At 34.6% G+C, this 20907-nt stretch carries 20 protein-coding genes; 5 read left to right on the plus strand and 15 right to left on the minus strand.

Translation table 11 applies throughout. The annotated features are described in order from the left end of the window. Positions 1–220 precede the first annotated feature (220 nt). The 6 genes from ABYI63_RS08210 to ABYI63_RS08235 all read right to left on the minus strand — a co-directional run bounded on the left by ABYI63_RS08210 (position 221) and on the right by ABYI63_RS08235 (position 7488). Complete coding sequence (locus ABYI63_RS08210) at positions 221–973, minus strand: acyl-[acyl-carrier-protein] thioesterase (RefSeq protein WP_372755346.1); 753 nt, start codon at positions 971–973, stop codon at positions 221–223. Positions 974–1008: 35 nt separating this feature from the next. Further along, positions 1009–2013, minus strand: a complete 1005-nt coding sequence (meaB, locus tag ABYI63_RS08215; protein ID WP_372755348.1) for a methylmalonyl Co-A mutase-associated GTPase MeaB — start codon at positions 2011–2013, stop codon at positions 1009–1011. Positions 2014–2332: 319 nt separating this feature from the next. After that, positions 2333–3823: a cellulose synthase family protein gene (locus ABYI63_RS08220; RefSeq protein ID WP_372755350.1), complete on the minus strand. Its 1491-nt coding sequence runs from the start codon at positions 3821–3823 to the stop codon at positions 2333–2335. Then, on the minus strand, positions 3820–4512 hold the full coding sequence (locus tag ABYI63_RS08225; RefSeq protein ID WP_372755352.1) for a glycosyltransferase family 2 protein: 693 nt from the start codon (positions 4510–4512) through the stop codon (positions 3820–3822). Before ABYI63_RS08225 ends, ABYI63_RS08220 begins: the two co-directional genes overlap by 4 nt. A gap of 75 nt (positions 4513–4587) precedes the next feature. Beyond that, positions 4588–6189: a 4Fe-4S binding protein gene (locus tag ABYI63_RS08230; RefSeq protein ID WP_372755354.1), complete on the minus strand. Its 1602-nt coding sequence runs from the start codon at positions 6187–6189 to the stop codon at positions 4588–4590. Continuing rightward, positions 6190–7488: an NAD(P)/FAD-dependent oxidoreductase gene (locus tag ABYI63_RS08235; RefSeq protein WP_372755355.1), complete on the minus strand. Its 1299-nt coding sequence runs from the start codon at positions 7486–7488 to the stop codon at positions 6190–6192. A 145-nt stretch (positions 7489–7633) separates the two neighbouring features. On the opposite strand from ABYI63_RS08235, the gene ABYI63_RS08240 reads away from it, so the two are divergent. Further along, entirely contained in the window at positions 7634–8590 is a 957-nt protein-coding gene (locus ABYI63_RS08240; RefSeq protein ID WP_372755357.1) for a glycoside hydrolase, read from the plus strand. 90 nt (positions 8591–8680) lie between these two features. Next, positions 8681–9412 carry a metallophosphoesterase family protein gene (locus ABYI63_RS08245; RefSeq protein ID WP_372755359.1) on the plus strand — a complete coding sequence of 244 codons (732 nt, stop codon included), beginning with the start codon at positions 8681–8683 and terminating at the stop codon, positions 9410–9412. 1 nt (position 9413) lies between these two features. Here the strand turns inward: ABYI63_RS08245 and ABYI63_RS08250 are convergent, their stop codons facing one another. The 9 genes from ABYI63_RS08250 to ABYI63_RS08290 form a co-directional block, all read right to left on the minus strand. Beyond that, positions 9414–10163, minus strand: a complete 750-nt coding sequence (locus ABYI63_RS08250; protein WP_372755362.1) for a TIGR04283 family arsenosugar biosynthesis glycosyltransferase — start codon at positions 10161–10163, stop codon at positions 9414–9416. Next, positions 10156–11046 (minus strand): DUF547 domain-containing protein, encoded by an 891-nt coding sequence (locus tag ABYI63_RS08255; protein ID WP_372755364.1) that lies wholly within the window; start codon positions 11044–11046, stop codon positions 10156–10158. Before ABYI63_RS08255 ends, ABYI63_RS08250 begins: the two co-directional genes overlap by 8 nt. Positions 11047–11073: 27 nt before the next feature. After that, on the minus strand, positions 11074–12042 hold the full coding sequence (arsM, locus tag ABYI63_RS08260; protein ID WP_372755366.1) for an arsenosugar biosynthesis arsenite methyltransferase ArsM: 969 nt from the start codon (positions 12040–12042) through the stop codon (positions 11074–11076). 147 nt (positions 12043–12189) lie between these two features. Then, a complete protein-coding gene (locus ABYI63_RS08265; protein ID WP_372755368.1) occupies positions 12190–13002 on the minus strand; it encodes a purine-nucleoside phosphorylase in 813 nt (270 codons plus the stop codon). Beyond that, positions 12999–13625, minus strand: a complete 627-nt coding sequence (locus tag ABYI63_RS08270; protein WP_372755370.1) for a TIGR04282 family arsenosugar biosynthesis glycosyltransferase — start codon at positions 13623–13625, stop codon at positions 12999–13001. The genes ABYI63_RS08265 and ABYI63_RS08270 overlap by 4 nt, the downstream gene beginning before the upstream one ends. After that, entirely contained in the window at positions 13618–14112 is a 495-nt protein-coding gene (locus tag ABYI63_RS08275; protein ID WP_372755372.1) for a rhodanese-like domain-containing protein, read from the minus strand. Before ABYI63_RS08275 ends, ABYI63_RS08270 begins: the two co-directional genes overlap by 8 nt. Positions 14113–14133: 21 nt before the next feature. Continuing rightward, positions 14134–15186, minus strand: coding sequence for an arsenosugar biosynthesis radical SAM (seleno)protein ArsS (gene arsS, locus ABYI63_RS08280; RefSeq protein WP_372755374.1), 1053 nt, complete (start codon positions 15184–15186; stop codon positions 14134–14136). A 76-nt stretch (positions 15187–15262) separates the two neighbouring features. After that, positions 15263–15598: an arsenosugar biosynthesis-associated peroxidase-like protein gene (locus ABYI63_RS08285; protein WP_372755376.1), complete on the minus strand. Its 336-nt coding sequence runs from the start codon at positions 15596–15598 to the stop codon at positions 15263–15265. 133 nt (positions 15599–15731) lie between these two features. Further along, the gene (locus tag ABYI63_RS08290) at positions 15732–16874 is read right to left on the minus strand and encodes an acyl-CoA dehydrogenase (RefSeq protein ID WP_372755378.1); all 1143 of its coding nucleotides are present in this window, start codon (positions 16872–16874) and stop codon (positions 15732–15734) included. 94 nt (positions 16875–16968) lie between these two features. Between ABYI63_RS08290 and ABYI63_RS08295 the strand changes: the two genes are divergently transcribed. The 3 genes from ABYI63_RS08295 to nhaD all read left to right on the plus strand — a co-directional run bounded on the left by ABYI63_RS08295 (position 16969) and on the right by nhaD (position 20819). After that, positions 16969–18039 (plus strand): anhydro-N-acetylmuramic acid kinase, encoded by a 1071-nt coding sequence (locus tag ABYI63_RS08295; protein ID WP_372755380.1) that lies wholly within the window; start codon positions 16969–16971, stop codon positions 18037–18039. Positions 18040–18186: 147 nt separating this feature from the next. After that, the gene (locus tag ABYI63_RS08300) at positions 18187–19413 is read left to right on the plus strand and encodes a Glu/Leu/Phe/Val dehydrogenase dimerization domain-containing protein (RefSeq protein WP_372755382.1); all 1227 of its coding nucleotides are present in this window, start codon (positions 18187–18189) and stop codon (positions 19411–19413) included. Positions 19414–19427: 14 nt separating this feature from the next. Beyond that, positions 19428–20819 carry a sodium:proton antiporter NhaD gene (nhaD, locus tag ABYI63_RS08305; RefSeq protein ID WP_372755384.1) on the plus strand — a complete coding sequence of 464 codons (1392 nt, stop codon included), beginning with the start codon at positions 19428–19430 and terminating at the stop codon, positions 20817–20819. The last annotated feature ends 88 nt before the right edge of the window (positions 20820–20907 follow it).

Genomic DNA, 20907 nt, shown 5'->3' on the forward strand with positions numbered 1-20907 from the left:
AACCCTAGCTCTATTTCTTGAACAACTTGTAGTTTTAGACTTAAACTGTAGTCCTTTTGCGTGCGCTTTTTGTAATTTGATTCTTGTGGTTCCATGAATGATTAAGTGTTAAGTGTAACACTATTCTAGGACGTCACAATTTGTTCAAATAAAGAATCCCACTTGTGTTTTAAAACATACAGTGGGGTTTTTATTTTATAAAAGTTTTTTTGAAGTAGGTTTAATATGCTTTCCAGAAAGTTTTGGCGGTGGCGCAAACCGTGTTACTTCCTTCAATTTTTATGGTATGTGCAAAAGAGTTATTGGTTGATAGTTTTTTTGTTAACGAAAATACCGTATCGCCATATTGTGCTTCTGCAATAAAGCGCGCATCTATAGTATGTAAAAAATAATTGTCTACAATATCTTCGGGGATGGATTCAATTACCCAGTGTAGATATCTAATATTATTTACATGTTTATTCATGTCGGTATCAAACCGATTTACGATAAATTGTTTTTTATAGTCTGAAAAGTTTACAGGAGGTATTTTTATCTTGATATCTTTAATAATGGATTCTTTATTAAAAAAGGACCATTTTTCTTTTATATCATTTAAAATCGGGATGGGTCTTCTTTTTTCAATATCAAAGTAAACCCATAAACCTTTGGCACGACCTATAATTGTTTGGTTTTCATCAAAAATGAGGTTCTCTCTGTACCCTTTAATGGAGGAGTAACTGGATAGCCAAGTTCTAATGGTTATTTTTTCCTTGTAGTTTGGGTAACGGTACATTTCTAAAACGCCAGAAACCAATATCCATCCTACATTGTTTTTTAACAAATCGAATAAACTTTGGTTAATAGCGTAACAATGGTCGGCTGCAGTTTCTTCCAGTAGCCCTAAAATGATGGCAGGTGTGGCCACACCCAATTTGTTCATTTCAAAATATCTTAATTCAAATTGCTTATCAAAATAATTTTCAAAAGGCATGTTATTAATTTTGAAAGTTTTGAATTAATTACCGGTTAAAATGAAGCTTTAAATTTTTCAATTATTTGCTGTGCTGCTTTTACTGGTGAAATTTCATCAGAAATTATGTTTTTTTCTAATACAGAAAGTGTGCTTGCAATATCATTGGATCCATAAAACATGTGTTTTAATTCTTCATTAATATTATCGTACATCCAACGTATTTTTTGATGATTACGGTTTTTAATAAAATAACCATTATCTGTAACAAGTTGTTTGTATTTCAATACTTCTTCCCAAACGGTATCAATACCTGTGTTTTTTGTTGAAGAGGCTTTCGTTACCACAGGTTCCCAACCAGATTCCGACTGTGGAAAGATATGTAAGGCATTTTGGTATTGTAAACGTGCCATTTCGCTCATGCGAATATTATCGCCATCGGCTTTATTTATAACCACCATATCGGCCATTTCCATGATGCCTTTTTTAATACCTTGAAGTTCATCTCCGGCACCTGCTAACATTAGTAGTAGGAAAAAATCGGTCATTCCATGTACCGCAGTTTCAGATTGCCCGACACCTACGGTTTCAATTAGAATAACATCGTAACCTGCTGCTTCACAAAGTAACATGCTTTCGGCTGTTTTATTGGCAACACCACCTAGAGTATCTCCTGATGCTGATGGCCGGATGTAAGCATGTTCTAAATTGCTTAGTTCTTCCATGCGAGTTTTATCTCCTAGAATACTTCCTTTAGAACGTTGGCTACTTGGGTCGATTGATAAGATGGCTACTTTATGACCTTGGGTGATAAGGTGTTTACCAAATGCCTCTATGAAGGTGCTTTTTCCTACGCCGGGAACGCCAGTAATACCGATGCGAATGGAATTTCCTGAAGCTGGTAAAATGGCTTGAATAATATCTTTAGCTAAAAGTTTATCACTTTCTAAATTGCTCTCTATAATCGTAATGGCTCTAGACAGAATAACGCGGTCTCCCTTTAAAACACCGTCAATATATGCTTTTGCCGTGAGTCTGTTTTTTGGTTTGTAGTTCTTCATTTATTACTTGAAAATTGCTGTTATAAAGATACTGATAATAGGAAAAAGCACCATGAAAATGATTTTTTATTTGGACGAAAATAGTGTAAAAAAGAACGCTTTTAAATTGTTGGGTTTGAGTAGAATTTAGCTGAAAACTTGATTTTTACTGAAGGTAATGCGTTAGCGATTGAAGTGGCATCCTTTTTTAAAAAAAATGGAAATAAAAAAGCAACCAGTAAACCGTGAAGTTTATAGGTTGCTTAATGTTTGTTTTAGTTAGAAGCTTTTTAAAAAAGATATAACTGAAAGCGCGCCCCTTGTGGTAACGCCCCAAAAATTATACTTTAGAAGTTATGGATTTTACAAATACAAAACCAAAACCTAAAAATAACATAAGGTGAAAAGGGAACAATCCGAAATCACCACCTTGATCTCCTACAATGAAGGCACTGTACATTCCGAAAGCGAAGTACGACATAAGTAACCCTTCAAAAATAACGTGTACCGAAATTGTTTTTTTTATGTATTTATTCTTTTTCCAACTGTCTTTTATTGAGCTAATATTGAATTTTGGTGTACGCACAAATTCACTTTTCTTGCCAAAATGACCTTCTAAAACTGCAATAGAGTTATGTAATGAGAAGCCCATAGCGATTGAGAAAAATACAAAGAACATGCCTATGTATTTAATGAAATTTTTAAAACCGCCACCATAAATATTTTTATACATAAACCAATAGCATATAAAAAAGATGATAGAGCTTATAACAAAGAAACTCATAACATAGAAGTATGGTTTTAAATGGGTGTATTCATTTTTAATGTAAAGCATCGGGATGCTTAATACACCAACCACAAATACATTTAAAAACATGGTACTATTTAATAAATGTAAAAGTCCGTGTAATTTTGTTTTTGCTGAAATGTTCTTGCTTTTTAAAACACGACCAAGCATTTTTTTAAAGTTTTCGGCACCACCTTTATTCCATCTGAATTGTTGAGAACGCGCAGCGCTAATTACAATAGGAAGTTCCGCAGGAGTTTCAACGTTTTCAAGGTATTTGAATTTCCAGTTTTTTAGTTGTGCACGGTAGCTTAAATCTAAATCTTCCGTTAATGTGTCACCTTCCCAGTTTCCTGCATCGATAATACAAGTTTTTCTCCATATACCTGCTGTTCCATTAAAGTTAATGAAATGGCCTTTACTATTACGTCCTACCTGTTCTAGTGTAAAATGTGCATCTAAAGCAAATGCTTGAATTTTGGTAAGAATGGAATAATTACGATTTAAATGGCCCCAACGTGTTTGAACAACCCCAATTTGCTCGTCCTTAAAGTAAGGAATGGTTCGTTTTAACCAATCTGGCTGAGGTAAAAAATCTGAATCGAAAATAGCAATAAATTCTCCCTTTGCAATTACTAAGCCTTCTTTAAGAGCACCAGCTTTAAAACCAGTTCTATCTGTTCTTGTAATATGTTTAATATCTAATCCGGTTGCTTTTATTTTCTCAACATGCAAACGAGTAGATTCTACAGTTTCGTCTGTTGAATCATCTAAAACCTGGATTTCAAGTTTATCATTCGGGTAGTCAATTTTAGCAATATTATCCAATAGGCGTTCCATAACGTACATTTCGTTATAAACTGGTAATTGGATGGTTACATAGGGCACCTCTTCAGGGTTAGATAAATCAAAAGTGGGTGAATTGTCTATTTTTCTTTTGGATGAAAGGTAATTCAGCAAAAGATTTAATTGTGCTAAGGCATACATGAAAATAAGCAAAAGCGACAGGGTGTAAATAATGATAACTGTAGTTTCTATGATCATTTTTTAATACTATATTTTAAAATCCAACTTATGATTTTTGCGCCCGCAAATATAGCACCTTTTATGGTTCCTGATACTTTTGAGACACCAATTCTATTTCTATATTTTACAGGGATTTCCCTGTAAGTAAAACCTTGTTTTAACACCTTTAGTTGCATCTCTACGGTCCAACCATAGGTTTTGTCTATCATGTTGATAGCTAATAATTTATCATATTTAATTGCTCTAAAAGGGCCCAGATCTGAAAATTTAGCGCCATAGAAAAGCTTCATTAAATTTGTTGCTAACCAATTGCCAAAAATTTGTGGGATAGTCATCGAGCCGGTTTCTCGTAAACTTTTTACGCGAGCTCCAACAACAAAATCAACATTTTCTTCAATAATTGGAGTTACAATTTTGATTAATTCTTCAGGATAATCACTGTAATCGCCATCCAAAAATACAATAATATTTGGTTTTTCTGGTTGATTTGCAATGTATTCTAACCCTTTAAGACATGCGTAACCATAGCCTTTATTTTTTTCGGTTAATACTGTTGCACCGGCTTTTTTTGCGTTTTCTTCTGTTTTATCGCTAGAATTGTTGCTAATAACAATAATTTCATTCACTATTTTAGGAATGTCCTTTATTACTTTCGCAATAGAATCGGCTTCATTATAAGCTGGAATAATTACTTTGATGTTGGTCATAAAAAACTAACTGTCAGCCGGCAAAAGTACAATAGATTTGATATATATTTAACAAAACCTTAAGAATTTCTAAATTTATTTTTTATTTAATAAATTCATTAAATTAACGTCGTTTCCTAATAAAATTTCATTAGGATTTATGCGGCCTTCCATGGCGTCATTTTCTAGTTTTAAAACACCTCTGGGGCATACTGCAGAGCAAACGCCGCAACCAACACAGCTGGAACGAACAATGTTTTCTCCTTTCTGTGCATAGGCCCGGACATCAATTCCCATTTCGCAATAGGTAGAACAGTTTCCACAGGAAATACATTGACCGCCATTTGTTGTAATTCTGAATTTTGAAAACATCCGCTGTTGGAACCCTAAGACCGCTGCCATAGGGCAACCAAACCTGCACCAAACACGATTTCCTAAAATAGGGTAAAAGCCTGTGCCAATTACACCAGAAAATATAGAACCGATGTAAAGACCATAAGCAGAACGTAAAGTGCTTGATTTAACTAAGAATATTTCGTTTGAGGTGCTCGTATAATGCATTAGCAAAAAAGCTGAGATAACCACAAAATAGCCAATGGCGCCATAAATGGCATCTTTTCCTAGCTCTTTTCTTTTGAAAATTAGCGTTAGTGAAAATATGAGTGTTAAAAATACGGCAACACTTATTAGAAACGAATTTCGAGTTATCCAAAATGCCTCCGGATCTTTTCCTAGATAAGAGTAAATTAATGCCGTAGTCATAACTACTGAAAATACCAAGACGGTATGTATTAACCAACGTTCCAGTTTCCAGGCTGATAGTTTTTTACTGCTTAGTTGCCTAAATGAGTCGCCCGCAGTTTCTGCTAAAGCACCACAACCACAAACCCATGAGCAATACCAGCGTTTGCCATATTTATAAGTAAGTATTGGAGAAATTATAAAAATGGATATGATACCAAAAAGTAACATTATAAGTCCTAAACTTCCTGAGGATAATAGGCCGTTAATTGACCAACTATCAAACAAATAATAGTTTAATGGCCACATGCTTTTTAGGTCGTAATAAGGTAGATTATAATCAGGACTCTCATTAAGGCGCGACATAAATTCTGGTATAAGGAATGCAAAACCTAATTGAAAAAACATAACTGAAGCGGTTCTTAGTTGTTCATATCTATTATGTTTGTATTTAAGCATGAATTTATAGCCAAAAACCAAAATGGCAACAGTGTAAAGAGTACCATAAACAAACCATTGACTAGCTGGATTCCCATTTAATAATTTACTTAAGGGGTCAAATAATGCAATTAAGCCTGTATTGGGTTGCCCATCGGAAGTTTGTCCTAAATATTGCGGATAGAAATAAAGTACGATGTAAAAACCTGTTAGAAGCACACCTGTTGCCCAACCTAAAACACCACGTGAGGAGATAGATTTAAACCAGACGCCATCGTTTTTTATGCCTTTAGACTTTTTTAAATAAGCATCATTCGAAAAAAGAATTACACCGATAGAAATCAAGCCTAAAGCTAAAGATAAAAACAGCGTTTTATTAGGGAAATTGATATTGAATATAGCTAGGAAAAAAATCAGTAACCCAATTATACCTAATGCTACGGATACTTTTTGTTTTGCTGACATAGTATTAGCATCGGGTGATGCTAATGACATGCTTTTGTTTGCGGGAGAACTCATTTATGCTGTTTGGAATTGTGAATAAAATGCTTTTTGAATGTCCGTTTCGTAATGTTTGAAAAACTCCGGATCGAAATTAGCTTCTAACAAATGCTCAATCACATAATGAACATCCCGTTTTTCGGTAAGCCAGGTATCAAAAGTCTCATGTCTCATGCGTATGCCAAAGGTGTTTATACCTAAAAATTGGTTGGTAGCGGAATGGTATTCTATGGTAATGCATTTGGTATCATCATTATGCTTCCAATGGAAATGAGCATGTTGCTCTTTCGGTTTTGCAAATACCCATCCATAGGTTTGATACTCAATATCAAAAAATTTAGCAGAGTTAAACCAATGTCCAGGATTGTAAGCAATACGGTTTCCGCAAATAGTTTGCGCCACAGTTTCGCCCATCATGCGGCCCGTATACCATACAGCTTCTATTGGTCTGCGTTGGCCAATGGGTTCGTGTTGTTCGGCGCAATCACCAATCGCATAAACATCGGTTATATTGGTTTCAAGAAAGCGGTTTACTTTTACGCCTCTTCCAATTTCAATGTTGGATTCTTTTAAAAAATCGATATTGGGCGTAACTCCTGCTGTTAGTCCAACGACATTACAAGGAATTTCTTCTCCGGTTTCTTCAATAATAATGGAGGTTACTTGCCCATTTTCATCTGAAACAATTTCCTTTAAATTGCTAGATAAACGTAAATCGATATGATGACTTTTTATATGTCGGTTAATCATTTCGCTTTCAGCTTGCGGTAATACGCCATTCCAAAAACTAGGTTCACGCACTAAAAATGTTACTGGAATATTTCTGGAATTCAGCATTTCGGCAAGTTCAATACCTATTAAACCGCCTCCAACAATTACAGCACGCTTACAAACCTCATTATTTGGAGCATGGAGTTCCAAATTTTCTAAATCTTGTTTATGGTACATGCCCATAACACCTTTGGAGTCTTGTCCTTTCCAACCAAACTTGTTAGGTTTACTGCCAGTTGCTATAATGAGTTTGTCGTAATTTAAGGTGTCACCACCTTCAAAGTGAAGTGTTTTTGTTTCGGTTTTAACCGATTTTACAAAGCCATTTTTTAAGGATATGTTGTTTTTCTCCCAAAACCAATTTTCATAAGGTTGGGTATGCTCAAATTTCATATGCCCCATATACACATACATTAATGCGGTTCTAGAAAAGAAATAGTCAGTTTCGGCAGAAATAATAGTGATTTTTTTATCTGAAAGTTTCCGAATATGCCTCGCAGCAGTAACGCCAGAAATACCATTACCTATAATAACAATGTGTTCCATGAATCTTTTTAAGGTTGGGTTTTAAGTCGAAGCATCTATTAAAACCTTAATAAATTTATCGATTTTGTTTAAATTTAGTCAATATATATTAGTTATGAGAATAATTTTAAAGTCATTATTGTTGCTTTTTTTATCTTCTTGTGCTATGACATCACCAAAGATTAATAAAATTAATGGTGTTAGTTATGTGGCTTCAAGAGATACAATTAATAGTAACCATGTGAAGCCTGTTGTTAATATCCATGCCAATTATGCAGCTATTATGCCGTTTGGATTTTTGGAAGCATTAACACATCCCAACATACGGTTTAATACGAGTAGGCAGTGGTTTGGGGAAACTAAAACAGGAGTTAAACAATATGTTGAGAATTTAAGAAGCCACGACTTAAAAATTATGATAAAACCTCAAATTTGGGTTAGGCGTGGTGAATTTACCGGAGGTATTAAAATGACCACTGAAGCGGATTGGAAATTACTTGAAGCATCTTATTTAAAGTTTATTTTAGAATATGCCAATTTAGCCAATGAAATACATGCTGAAATTTTTTGCATAGGTACTGAATTAGAAAATTTTATTGATGAGCGACCAGAATTTTGGAAGCACCTCATTACCCAAGTCGCAAAGGTCTATAATGGCAAATTAACTTATGCCGCCAATTGGAATGAATACGATAGAACCCCTTTTTGGGGCGACTTGCACTATATTGGTATTAATGCATATTTTCCTGTAAGCGACGAAAAGACGCCAAGTTTGGAGGTTTTAAGAAAGGGATGGGAACGGCATAAACCAATAATAAAGAGTTATGCTGACACATATGATAAACCGATTTTGTTTACGGAATATGGTTATAGAAGCGTCGATTTTTCCGGAAAGGCTCCTTGGAAAAGTGATCGGGATATGGTTTCCGTGAACTTAGAAGCACAAACTAACGCCACTCAAGTGCTTTTTGAAACCTTTTGGAATGAAGATTGGTTTGCTGGTGGTTTTTTATGGAAATGGTTTCATAATCATGAACAGGCTGGAGGAGAATCTGATAGTAGATTTACGCCGCAAAACAAGCCTGTTGAAAAGGTTATAAAATCACAATACGGAAGCTTTTAAAGGATGTTCAGTTTTAATTTTAATCTAAAGTTAATCTTCAATTCTAATAATGTTGAAGGAAACCTTTAGATTTGCAAAAAAATAATTTTCATGAGAACTTTAGTTGTAGGCGATATACACGGCGGTTTAAGAGCCTTAGTGCAAGTGTTAAACAAAGTAGAAGTTAAAGACGAGGATACCTTAATTTTTGTTGGTGATTATGTTGATGGTTGGAGTGAAGCGGCTCAGGTTATCGATTTTTTAATAACACTTTCTGAAAAAGTGAATTGTATTTTTATAAAAGGAAACCACGATGTTTGGTGTGAAAATTGGCTTGAAACCGGACATGTAGATGCTACCTGGTATATGCACGGCGGTAAAGAAACGATGGAAAGTTATAATGGGTTTACAGATGAAGAGAAAAAAACTCATTTGGAACTCTTTAAAAGTATGCCATTGTATTATTTAGATGATGAAAACCGTTTGTTTATTCATGCTGGTTTTACATCTATTTATGGGGTTGAAAAAGAAATTTTTAAAAAAACATTTTACTTTGATAGAACCCTTTGGGAAATGGCGCTTTCTATGGATAAGGGCTTAAAAGAAGATTCTCCCTTATTTCCTAACCGCTTAAAGCGTTATAAAGAAATCTATATTGGGCATACCCCAACCACTAACTTTGGTTTTCATGTACCAACCAAGGCGGCCAATGTTTGGAATGTAGACACAGGGGCTACGTTTAAAGGGAAATTATCTGTTTTGGATGTTAATTCTAAGGAAGTCTTTCAAAGTGATGCCTTGCCTAGTTTGTATCCTAATGAAAAAGGTAGAAACAAAGATTAATTTACTTAATGTGTTTTTTATAATAACTACTTAAGTGTTCGGCTGAGGTGCCAAAGTATTTTTTTAAATGAATAATTATAAAGTGGTATTGCAAGGTCCAAACACCGTTGGTTTTATAACGTCTTGCTGAAGTTGTTAGCCACTTTTGAATCACTACAAATTTTTTGAGTTTATAAAGTTTGCCAATTATAATATTATCTTCATAAATTTTAAAAGTTTCATCAAAACCACCTATACTGTTAAAAAGAGATTTTGAAATGAATAAGCTTTGGTCGCCACCTCGGCAAGCTCTCCAAGGTAGTCTTGTTAAAAATCCCGCAAGTTTAAGCCAACAGTGATTACTATTAAACTTCATAATAAAACAACCAGCTTCATGGCCTTGGTTTGTTTCTTCTAAAATAAATTGATCAAAATTTTTAGGAGGGAACGAGTCTGCATGTAAAAAGTAAAGGATGTTTCCTGAAGCATTTTTTGCTCCAAAATTCATTTGTTTAGCACGTCCCTTTTTAGAACGGATACAGGCTATTGCGGTCTCCTTTGGTGAAGTTGTGTGTTTATGTTTAGTTGAAGATTGTACCCGATTTGAAACAAAATTTTCAATGATTTCCATGGAGCCATCGGTGCTACCGCCATCAACTACGATAATTTCTGAAATGTTTTCTTTGGAACTGTTTTGTAATAGGTATTTTAGCAGATTTACGATGCTTTCTGCTTCATTTAGAATTGGAATTATTATTGAAATTTTAGTCATTCAAATCCCAATTATATTCTTTGAAATTTATTTTAGCACTCGTTGAAATTTGGATCTCCGAGTATTGATTTAAGAATTCAATTAGAGTGCCATTTTGTTTGAAATCTTTTGTAAACCATTGAAAAATTTTGGATAATTCTAATTGGTCTTTGGAAATTGTATTTTTATTAGTGTCCCTCAAAAAAATTTGGGTAGCCTTAGTTAATTGTACTTCAATATTTTCAGGAGAATATGCTTCGTTTGATAAATTGGGACAGGAAACAGACGCGCAAACTATTGCAAAATGAATACGTGGTTCTTCCATTTTTCGAAGAATTTCATGTTCAATATCGTTTAAGTTATACCATTTAGATCCCAATTTCCATAAGCGCTGCTCCCAAGGGTCTTTAATACTCTTAATACTTTTTATAGGGTAATAGCGTAAAATTAAATCGATGGTTAAGGCATTATAGGCATTTATCCAATAGGCCAGTTTTTCTTCTCTAGAAAAAGTGTGAAACCCTTCATTTTGATTTGTGATATTTAATATGTGTATGTAGTCTAGTAATTTTTTGTGATCATCTTTAAATGCTTTGTAATCTACATTTCCATTAACTGATACATGATTTTGTAGTAATTCGTTCCAAAGCTGGTGAATGGATGTATCAGTCAGTAATGTAGTTTGATGAAAGGTAGTGTCTTGCTTTTCAGTTTTGCTGCCATTATTTTTTAGAATGTCAGTTTTAATTATAGCCAATGCATTATTACTATTAACTATAAAAACGGAATCTTTAATAATTTCTTTGTGGTTAGTAATTATTGTTGATTTGCTTTTAGGAATAACCTTAGCTCCAGAACAAACTAGAGCTAAAGTAATTATTAATATAAACTGAAAATATTTCATCAGGGTGTTATTTTGCCTACTGAAATTTTAACAACAGCCACCACCATCGTAATGAAAGGTAGATTCGCTTATGTAAATATCGTCTCTTTGTAAAGATGCTAAATCTTTGGCTGTTTTATCGCAAATTGCTAACGGCTGATTTTTTAACAACACATGGCCTTTTTTGTCGTCAAGGAATGCATTCTCGCCATAATAAATAGCGGCTTTTCCTGTGAAAATACAAGGACCATCGGCAGGCATTGGGTCTTTTATAGCAGCTACTTCAATAGATTCGATATAGATTAATTCGTCTGTTGGATAGTGTTTAGGATCCAGTATTCTATAAGGTTTACGAGCACGAATTTCAATAGTTCCAAAACCTGCATCTGTTAGCATTTTTATATATTCGGCTATTGGTAAACTGCCACTTAAGCACAAAGCACGAAGTCTGTCGTCATTTCTAAGCGCATCATTCATAGGCTGTTCGCAGGTCGGGTCGCTCATTACTAGTTTTCCGTGAGGTTTCAAAACACGATACATTTCAGCAATGGCTTGTTTTAAATCTTCTGCTTTAAATATGTTGAATAAACAATTTTGTGCGGCTACGTCTATTGAATTATCTTCAACAGGTAAATTTAAAGCATCTCCTTTTTTAAGGGTTACAAAATCACTTTTAAACCAAGGGTTTAGTGCTTCTGCTTCTATGAAATTTTTACGGGATGCTTCAAGCATTTCATCTACTACATCAATTCCAATTACTCCATCTTTCTGACGATTAAAATATGAAAATTGTAATAATTCCATACCGCCACCTACGCCAACATAAAGCATTTTTGGGTTGTTTGTTAAATCGCGAGCGTGTACGGTAGAACCACAACCATAATTCATTTCCTGCATTATTTTAGGAATTTTTAATCCTGGTAATTCCCAAATTGGGTTGGTGGTACAGCATAAACCAACATCGGGAGTAAGGGCTGCTTGTTTGTAAACATTATGTGTGGTTTCTAAATAGCTCATTTATTGTATTTTATAAATTTGTATTTTTTAGGTTATCGGTTTTTGTGATTGTTTTGCGTTAGGGATTGAAGCGGTATCCTTTTTTGCCATTAAAAGCAAAAAAGATATAGCGAAAAGCCCGACCCTTTAGGGTAACGCCAGTAAAATTTATAGTGTTTTAATTAATTCTTTAAATAAAGTAATCATGTTTGGCTCCGCTTTTTCTGCCATGGCAATAATTTCTGTAATATTTACGGGTGTTAGATTATTAGGGTCGCATTCATCGGTTAAAACGGATACAGCTGCGGTTTTTAAATTTAAGTGGTTTGCCACAATAATTTCTGGAACGGTACTCATTCCTACAGCATCGGCACCTATAATTTTTAACATGCGATATTCGGCTCTGGTTTCCAATTGTGGTCCTACAACGCTTGCATAAACTCCTTCGTGTAAGGTTATGTTATTTGCTTTGGCGATACTTTTGAATTTTGAATTAATTTCGGCATCATAAGGTGCACTCATATCGGTAAAGCGTTCTCCTAAAAGTTCCACACCTTTAAAGGCTAAAGGTGAACTGCCTTGAAGGTTGATGTGGTCTTCAATAAGCATTAATTCTCCTTTTTTGAAATTTAAGTTTATGGCGCCAGCAGCGTTGGACACCAATAGGGTTTTAATGCCCAATTGTTTCATTACGCGCACAGGATAGGTAACGTCTTGTAACGTGTAACCTTCGTAAAGGTGAAACCGTCCTTGCATGACAATTACTTTCTTGCCTTCAAAAACCCCGTAAATTAGTTTTCCTTTATGAAACTCTACAGTTGCAGTTGGGAAGCTTGGGATGTGGTTGTAACTTGCTTCATGTAATATTTCGATATCATTTATTAGCTGACCTAAACCTGTGCCTAAAATAATGCCAATTTCAGGGTTTTCAAACCCTTTGTTAAGAAGGTAGCTTACGGTTTCTTCTATTTCTTTAATCATTGTAATTGTTGTATTCGTTGTTTTAATGTTTCATTTGAAGTGTAAAATGCAGAGGCTTTTAAATCATCAAATGTATCAATATCATTTAAGGGTTCTAGTAAGTTGAAAGTTACGTTTTTTTGCTTTAATTCTTCTAAGGTAACTTCTAATAAATGGGGCTTGCTCCAAGGTTTATCTTGGAAAATATATTCATGGAATTTGGATAAACCCACTAGGTAATAGCCGCCATCAACTGCAGGGCCAAAAACGACTTCGGTTTGGTTTAATGCTTGTAATCCGTCTTTAATATGGGTTGCATTAATATCGGGCAAATCGGAGCCAATTAAAACAATACGTTCATAGCCGTCTTCAAATCCTTTTTTAAATGCATTTTTCATGCGCTCACCCAAATCTTCGCCATTTTGAATGGCCTTTGTTGCATGTTCCCAAATGGTTTCTTCAAGGGCTTCCGAGAAATATATGCGTTTATCCGTTGTTATGGTTTTAATAGCTTTTTCAGTTTCTTTAACGAGTTCTTTGTACACTTCAAAAGCTGCTCGATTGCCAATGGAGGCGGCTAAACGGGTTTTTACTTTGCCTAATTTTATGTTTTTTACAAAAACAATGATGAGTTCCTTAGTCATAAATTTTAGTGCCTTTGTTTAGCCATTTTCCCCATTTTTCGGAAAAAACATGAACATTTTCGGTTTTTTTATTTGTTGAATCAACTATGTTAAAACCATTGTTTTTCCATTCAAAAATACCTCCGTATAAATTGAAAATATTAAGGTAGCCTGCTGCTTTTAGTTTTTCGCCAATAGCTTCAGATCTAACTCCTAAAGAGCAGTATATTAAAATTTTAGAGTTTTTATGAGGTAGGTGTTTTTGTGTCGATTTTAAATTAAAAGCATCATACCCAACATGAACGGCACCTTCTAAATGGCTAACCTTAAATTCTTTTAACTCGCGTGCATCTAAAATAATAAAGCTGTCTTTGGTATGTGCTAATTTTTCAACCGAGATATAAGGAATGCTTTCGGTGTTGTACTTTTTTAAAAGTTCAGGTAATGTGTTTTGTGAATAGGTAAAAACTGAAATAAAAAGTAGTATCCAAAGGGTTTGTGTTTTCATTTTTAGACTTGGTTATTATTGCTATATCACACTCCCTTGGCAGCTACTGCCGGCACCAGCTGTACAGCCATAGCAATGTTGAGAAATAACAATATCTCTGCCATTTAGTAAGGTTTCATTGAATTCGGAAACATGTTTAGCTTTGCTGTTTACTGGTAATTCTAACATTTGGTTGAAATCGCAGTCGTATAAAAAGCCATCCCAGCTTATGGATAAGGTATTTGTGCACATAACATTTGAAACTGCTGTAGGATTAAAAGCATCAACCAATGCGTACATGTAATCTTCGTAGTTTTCTGAGGCAATTAAATAATCTAAAAACCGACTAATAGGCAAATTTGTTATGGCAAATAAATTATGAAAATGAATATTAAACTCTTCTAAAAGCGCTTTTTTAAAATCCTTTTCCATTGATTTTTGGTTGCTTGGTAAAAAAGCACCAGACGGATTATAAACCAAATCTAATCGTAAACTACTTTCAGGTTTACCATAACCAACATCATTCAGCATCTTTAAAGCTTTAATAGAAGCATCAAAAACACCATTCCCGCGTTGTTTGTCGGTTTTACCACGTGTCCAATGCGGCATGGAGCTAACAACGTGTACATTGTGTTTTTTGAAAAATTCTGGTAAATCGTGGTACTTTTTATTAGCAGTTATTATGGTTAAGTTAGAACGAACAATAAAATCTTTAATACCTACTTTGGAAGCTTCTTCAACAAACCAACGAAAATCCGGATTCATCTCAGGTGCACCACCAGTTAAATCTAAGGTATGTGCGCCCGTAGTTTTTATTATATCCAAACATTGTTGCATGGTGGATCGCGTCATTATCTCTTTACGGTCCGGACCTGCGTCTACATGGCAGTGTGTGCATACCTGATTGCACATGTATCCAACATTTATTTGTAAAATTTCAAGTTTTTTTGCTTTTAGTGGAAATTGATTAGTTTCCGATATCTTTTCCTTAAAAGTTGGTAATGCTCCTTTTTGAAAAATACCATTAGATAGTATTTCTAATTGCCTTTTGCTATTAGCTAAATCGCTTTCGCGTTTATGTAGGGATTTAATCATTAATGCGTATCAAGTTTAAAAAATAGAAAGTTAAAATGGTATTACTTTCTTCTAGGTATTCCTTATTACAATGGGTTTACATGTCCAATTTATTCACTTTATTCATCATTTGTACACCATGTACCAATGAAGCGCCACCACGAATAGCAGCTGCCACATGAAGTGCTTCCATCATTTCTTCTTTGGTAATGCCTCGTTGTAAGCCATCGCCGGTGTAAGCATCAATACAATATGGGCATTGAATGGTATGGGCTACTGCTAAGGCTATTAAAGATTTTTCTCTTTCAGAAAGAGCGCCTTCTTCAAATACTTTTCCATAGTAGTCGAAAAATTTAGCACCTAATTCTTCATTCCATTCGGAAATTTTTCCAAATTTTTTTAAGTCGGCCGGGTCGTAGTATGTTTTTTGCATGAATTTATTTTTCTTAAAGATAAAAATCTAGTTTATAAAGTCGGAAGTTTTTATGATACATAACAAAAAAAAGTTCAGTATTTACCCGTAAATAAATGTTGAACTTTTTAAAGACTTTCTATTTTGAAACGGATTATTGCCTAATTAAGCTCCTTGAGATTACTATTTTTTGAATTTCAGAAGTGCCTTCATATATCTGAGTAATTTTAGCATCTCGCATTAATCGCTCCACATGATAATCTTTCACAAAGCCATTGCCACCATGAATTTGAACGGCCTCAACCGTATGTTCCATGGCCACTTTGGAAGCGTATAATTTCGCTACAGCACTTGAAACATCATAATTGCCACCTTGGTCTTTGTCCCAAGCCGATTTCATAACTAAATGTCTGGCAGCTTCAATTTCGGTGTACATATCTGCTAATTTAAATGCAATAGCTTGGTGGTTGCATATTTCAGTTCCGAAGGCTTTTCGTTCTTTGGCGTATTTTAAAGCTAACTCGTAAGCACCCGAGGCTATGCCTAAGGCTTGAGCAGCAATGCCAATTCTACCACCAGATAGGGTTTTCATTGCAAATCTAAATCCAGATCCATCTTCACCAATGCGGTTTTCTTTTGGAACTTTTACGTCATTAAACTGTAAGGTGTGAGTGTCGCTTCCACGAATACCGAGTTTGTTTTCTTTTGGGCCAACATGAAATCCGTCCATGCCTTTTTCCAAAATAAATGCATTAATTCCATGTGATCCTTTGTCTCTGTCTGTTTGTGCAATTACTAAATAAACATCTGCGCGACCGCCATTTGTAATCCAGTTTTTTGTGCCATTAATAAGGTAATAATCGCCCTTGTCTATGGCTGTTGTTTTTTGCGAAGTTGCGTCGCTACCAGCTTCTGGTTCACTCAAGCAAAAGGCGCCAATAAATTCACCCGTTGCTAATTTGGTTAAATATTTTTGTTTTTGCGCTTCATTTCCAAAAGCTTCAATTCCGTAACAAACCAACGAATTATTTACAGAAACAATCACAGATGCCGAGGCGTCAATTTTCGATAACTCTTCCATAATTAATACGTAGGATATTGTGTCCATGCCGCTACCGCCATACTTTGGGTTTACCATGATTCCTAAAAAGCCTAGTTCGCCCATTTTTTTAACTAATTCTTTAGGGAAATGTTGGTTTTCATCACGTTCAATAACTCCAGGAAGTAATTCTGTTTGTGCAAAGTCCCGTGCGGCATCACGTATCATAATATGTTCGTCGGATAGTTGGAAATTCATATTTTTCGAATTTATTGTTGAATTGATGGAGATTATACAAAAATATAGCTTTTTAATGATATTTTTTCAAAGGGCATTGTTATTTTTGTTTCGTATGATAAAAGATTTATATAACGTAGTAGGAGTTATGTCTGGAACATCGCTTGATGGTATAGACCTGGTTTACGTGCAGTTTAAGTATGATGGCTCTTGGCATTTTGAAATTATTTACTCTGAGACGGTAGCTTATGAATCGCAATGGGTGGATACCCTAAGAGGATTGGTGTCGGCTACTTCTGTAGCTTTAAAGGAAATTGATTTTCATTATACCAATTTACTGAGCTTAAAAATTAAATCTTTTATAAATGGGTATAAAATAAAAACTATTGATGCCATTTGTTCTCATGGGCACACGGCGCTACATCGCCCAGATAAAGGCTTGACTTACCAAATTGGAAATTTGCCGCATTTAGCTAAACTTTTGGAGGAAAACGTTGTTTGCGATTTCAGAGTGCAAGATGTTGCTTTGGGTGGGCAAGGAGCGCCACTGGTTCCTATTGGGGATAAATTGCTGTTTTCAAATTATGAGTTTTGCCTGAATTTAGGCGGATTTGCTAATGTATCTACCGAGGTTGATGGGGAGCGTATTGCGTATGATATTTGTCCGGTAAACATTGTATTAAATCATTATGTAAAGCAGTTAGGACTTAATTATGATGATGAAGGCAAAATAGCTTCAACAGGTCATATAAACTTTCTTTTACTTCAAAAGTTAAACGAACTTGATTTTTATAAAATGAATTATCCTAAATCCTTAGGTCTGGAATGGGTGGATAGTAATATCTTTCCATTAATCGATTCCTTTCAGTTAGAAATAAAGGATATATTAGCAACATTCGTTGAACATATCGCCCTACAGCTTTCCATAGAAATAAATAAAAAACAGCAAGTATCTGTATTGGTAACTGGTGGAGGTGTATATAATAAGTTTCTGGTTGATAGGCTACAGGTATTTACAAAAAACACGATAGTAATTCCTTCTAAATCAATTATTGAATTTAAGGAGGCATTAATTTTTGGTTTTCTAGGTGTTTTAAAACTTCGTAATGAGGTGAATTGTTTAAAAAGTGTTACTGGAGCATCAAAAAATCATTGTTCTGGTAAAATATTTAATTTTAAAAAATGACAAATAGCATAAAATGGGATTTTTGTTTTTTTTTATATTTGTTGCATTATTGTTTGAAACACTTTCATAATGACTCAGTTATAGCTACGCTAGGCCTAAAAAATAAATTCATAATTAAGTTAGCTATAAATTAGTAAGTCAAAATAAATGAAGGAGTTATTAAAAAAGTTTGAAGAAAAATCACCCGAGATCATTTTTAATTGGAAGGACGCTGAAACTGAAGCTGAAGGTTGGGTGGTTATTAATTCGTTACGAGGGGGCGCTGCAGGAGGTGGCACACGAATGCGAAAAGGGTTGGATATGAATGAGGTTTTGTCGTTGGCAAAAACGATGGAAATTAAATTCACGGTGTCTGGACCCGCGATTGGCGGTGCAAAATCAGGCATTAATTTCGATCCAAAGGATTCGAGGAAAAAAGGAGTGCTAGAGCGCTGGTATAAAGTCGTATCTCCTTTGCTTAAAAGTTATTATGGAACAGGTGGCGATTTAAATGTAGATGAAATACATGAAGTCATTCCAATAACTGAAGAAAGTGGAGTTTGGCACCCGCAGGAAGGTGTTTTTAACGGGCACTTTAAACCTACGGAAGCCGATAAAATAAATAGAATTGGTCAGTTAAGACAAGGTGTTATCAAAGTTATTGAAAACCCTTTTTATTCGCCAAATGTATCTAGAAAGTATACAATTGCTGATATGATTACTGGTTTTGGTGTTGCAGAGGCAGTAAAACAATACTATGAAATTTACGGCGGTTCGGTTGTTGGAAAACGGGCTGTAATTCAAGGTTTCGGTAATGTTGGAGCTGCTGCGGCATTTTATTTGGCCCAAATGGGTGCTAAAGTGGTAGGAATTATCGATATTGCAGGTGGTTTAATTAAACAGGAAGGATTTACTTTTGAAGAAATTACCAATCTGTTTTTAGCAAAATCTGGAAATACTTTGAATAGCAATCATTTAATCCCTTTTCAAGAAATTAATCAAAAAATTTGGTCAATTAAAACTGAAATTTTTGCACCATGTGCAGCATCACGTTTAGTGACCATTCATCAGATAGATGAAATGATTGATAGTGGTTTGGAAGTTATATCTTGTGGTGCTAATGTGCCATTTGCAGACAGGGAAATTTTCTTCGGACCAATCATGGAGCACACCGATTATCGGGTAAGTTTAATACCGGATTTTATATCAAACTGCGGAATGGCACGTGTGTTTGCTTATTTTATGGAACGCCGCGTACAAATGACAGATGAAGCCATTTTTAACGATACATCAAACAAAATTAAAGAAGCAATAAAAAAAGTATATAACAAAAATCAATCAAAAACAGGTATTAGTGCAACAGCATATGAAATCGCATTAAGCCAACTTATTTAACTATTAAATTTTTTATGGAAGCAGCAATTATTTTAGTATTTGTAATAGGTTATTTAGCCATCACGCTAGAGCATAACCTAAAAATAGACAAACTTATCCCCGCATTAGTAATGATGGCCATTTGTTGGGCATTAATAGCTTTGGGGTTAGAAAGTTTTCCAAATTGGTTTGACTCGGCAAGACATAGTTTAGTTGAAGGATTTGCTGGATTTGCACCAGAAGAGAAAATGCATTTAATGGAAGAAACCTTATTGCATCATTTAGGGAAAACTGCCGAAATATTGGTCTTCCTTTTGGGCGCGATGACTATTGTTGAAATTATTGATTACTTCGATGGATTCTCAACTATTAAGGACTTCGTTAAAACTAAAAAGAAAACAAAAATATTATGGCTTTTTGGATTTCTAGCTTTCGTTTTATCTGCTATCATAGATAATCTTACAGCTACAATTGTATTGATTTCTATTCTTCAAAAAATAGTAAAAGACAGAGAAATTCGTATTTGGTATGCAGGTTTAATTATTATTGCAGCCAATGCAGGTGGTGCTTGGTCTCCTATTGGTGATGTAACAACTACCATGCTTTGGATTGGTAAAAAAGTATCAACAGGTCATTTAATGGGGTATTTATTATTGCCCTCTTTTGTTTGTATGGCGGTTCCAACTTTTATTGCTTCGTTTTTACCAATTTTTAAAGGTGATTTAGAAATAGAACAAGTAGAAGAAAAAAAGAAATCTAAGTATAGTGCTATTATGTTGTACTTAGGGCTTGGTGCTATTGTATTTGTGCCAATTTTCAAAACAGTAACTCATTTACCTCCATATGTAGGCATGATGTTGTCTTTAGGTATCGTAGCAGTTTTTGCTGAAGTTTATAGCAATTCTAAATTTAGCATTTCAAATGCAGATTCTACGGAAAGTGATTCGCATGCTCATCATAGCCCAGTGCATCATTCATTGTCTAAAATTGAATTACCGAGTATTTTATTCTTCTTAGGAATTTTAATGGCTGTTGCTGCTATGGAATCTTTAGGTATTTTATTCGGATTTGCAGAATCTTTAAAAGATGGGATGCCACTTTTAGGAACAGAACTACACCACGAAGGGGTGTCGGATTTGGTAATGATATTGTTAGGAGTTGGGTCTGCAGTCATTGATAACGTGCCTTTAGTTGCGGCTAGTTTAGGAATGTTTTCTGAGCCTATGGATAACGAATTATGGCATTTCGTAGCCTTTTCGGCAGGTACTGGTGGAAGTATGTTAATTATAGGGTCTGCAGCAGGTGTTGTTGCAATGGGTATGGAAAAAATAGATTTTTTCTGGTATCTTAAAAAGATTTCTTGGTTAGCTTTAGTAGGATTCCTTTTAGGTTGTGCTACATTTATGGTAACTAGAACCTGGTTTTAGTAATCTTTTAATCGATATATTTTTTTTAACCCTTTCAGTATTTAAACTCTGAAAGGGTTAAATTTTTATAAAATATACTCTAAATTAG

Origin of the sequence: Mariniflexile sp., from assembly GCF_041583155.1 — a bacterium.
In the GTDB taxonomy this organism is placed as follows: Bacteria; Bacteroidota; Bacteroidia; order Flavobacteriales; family Flavobacteriaceae; genus Mariniflexile.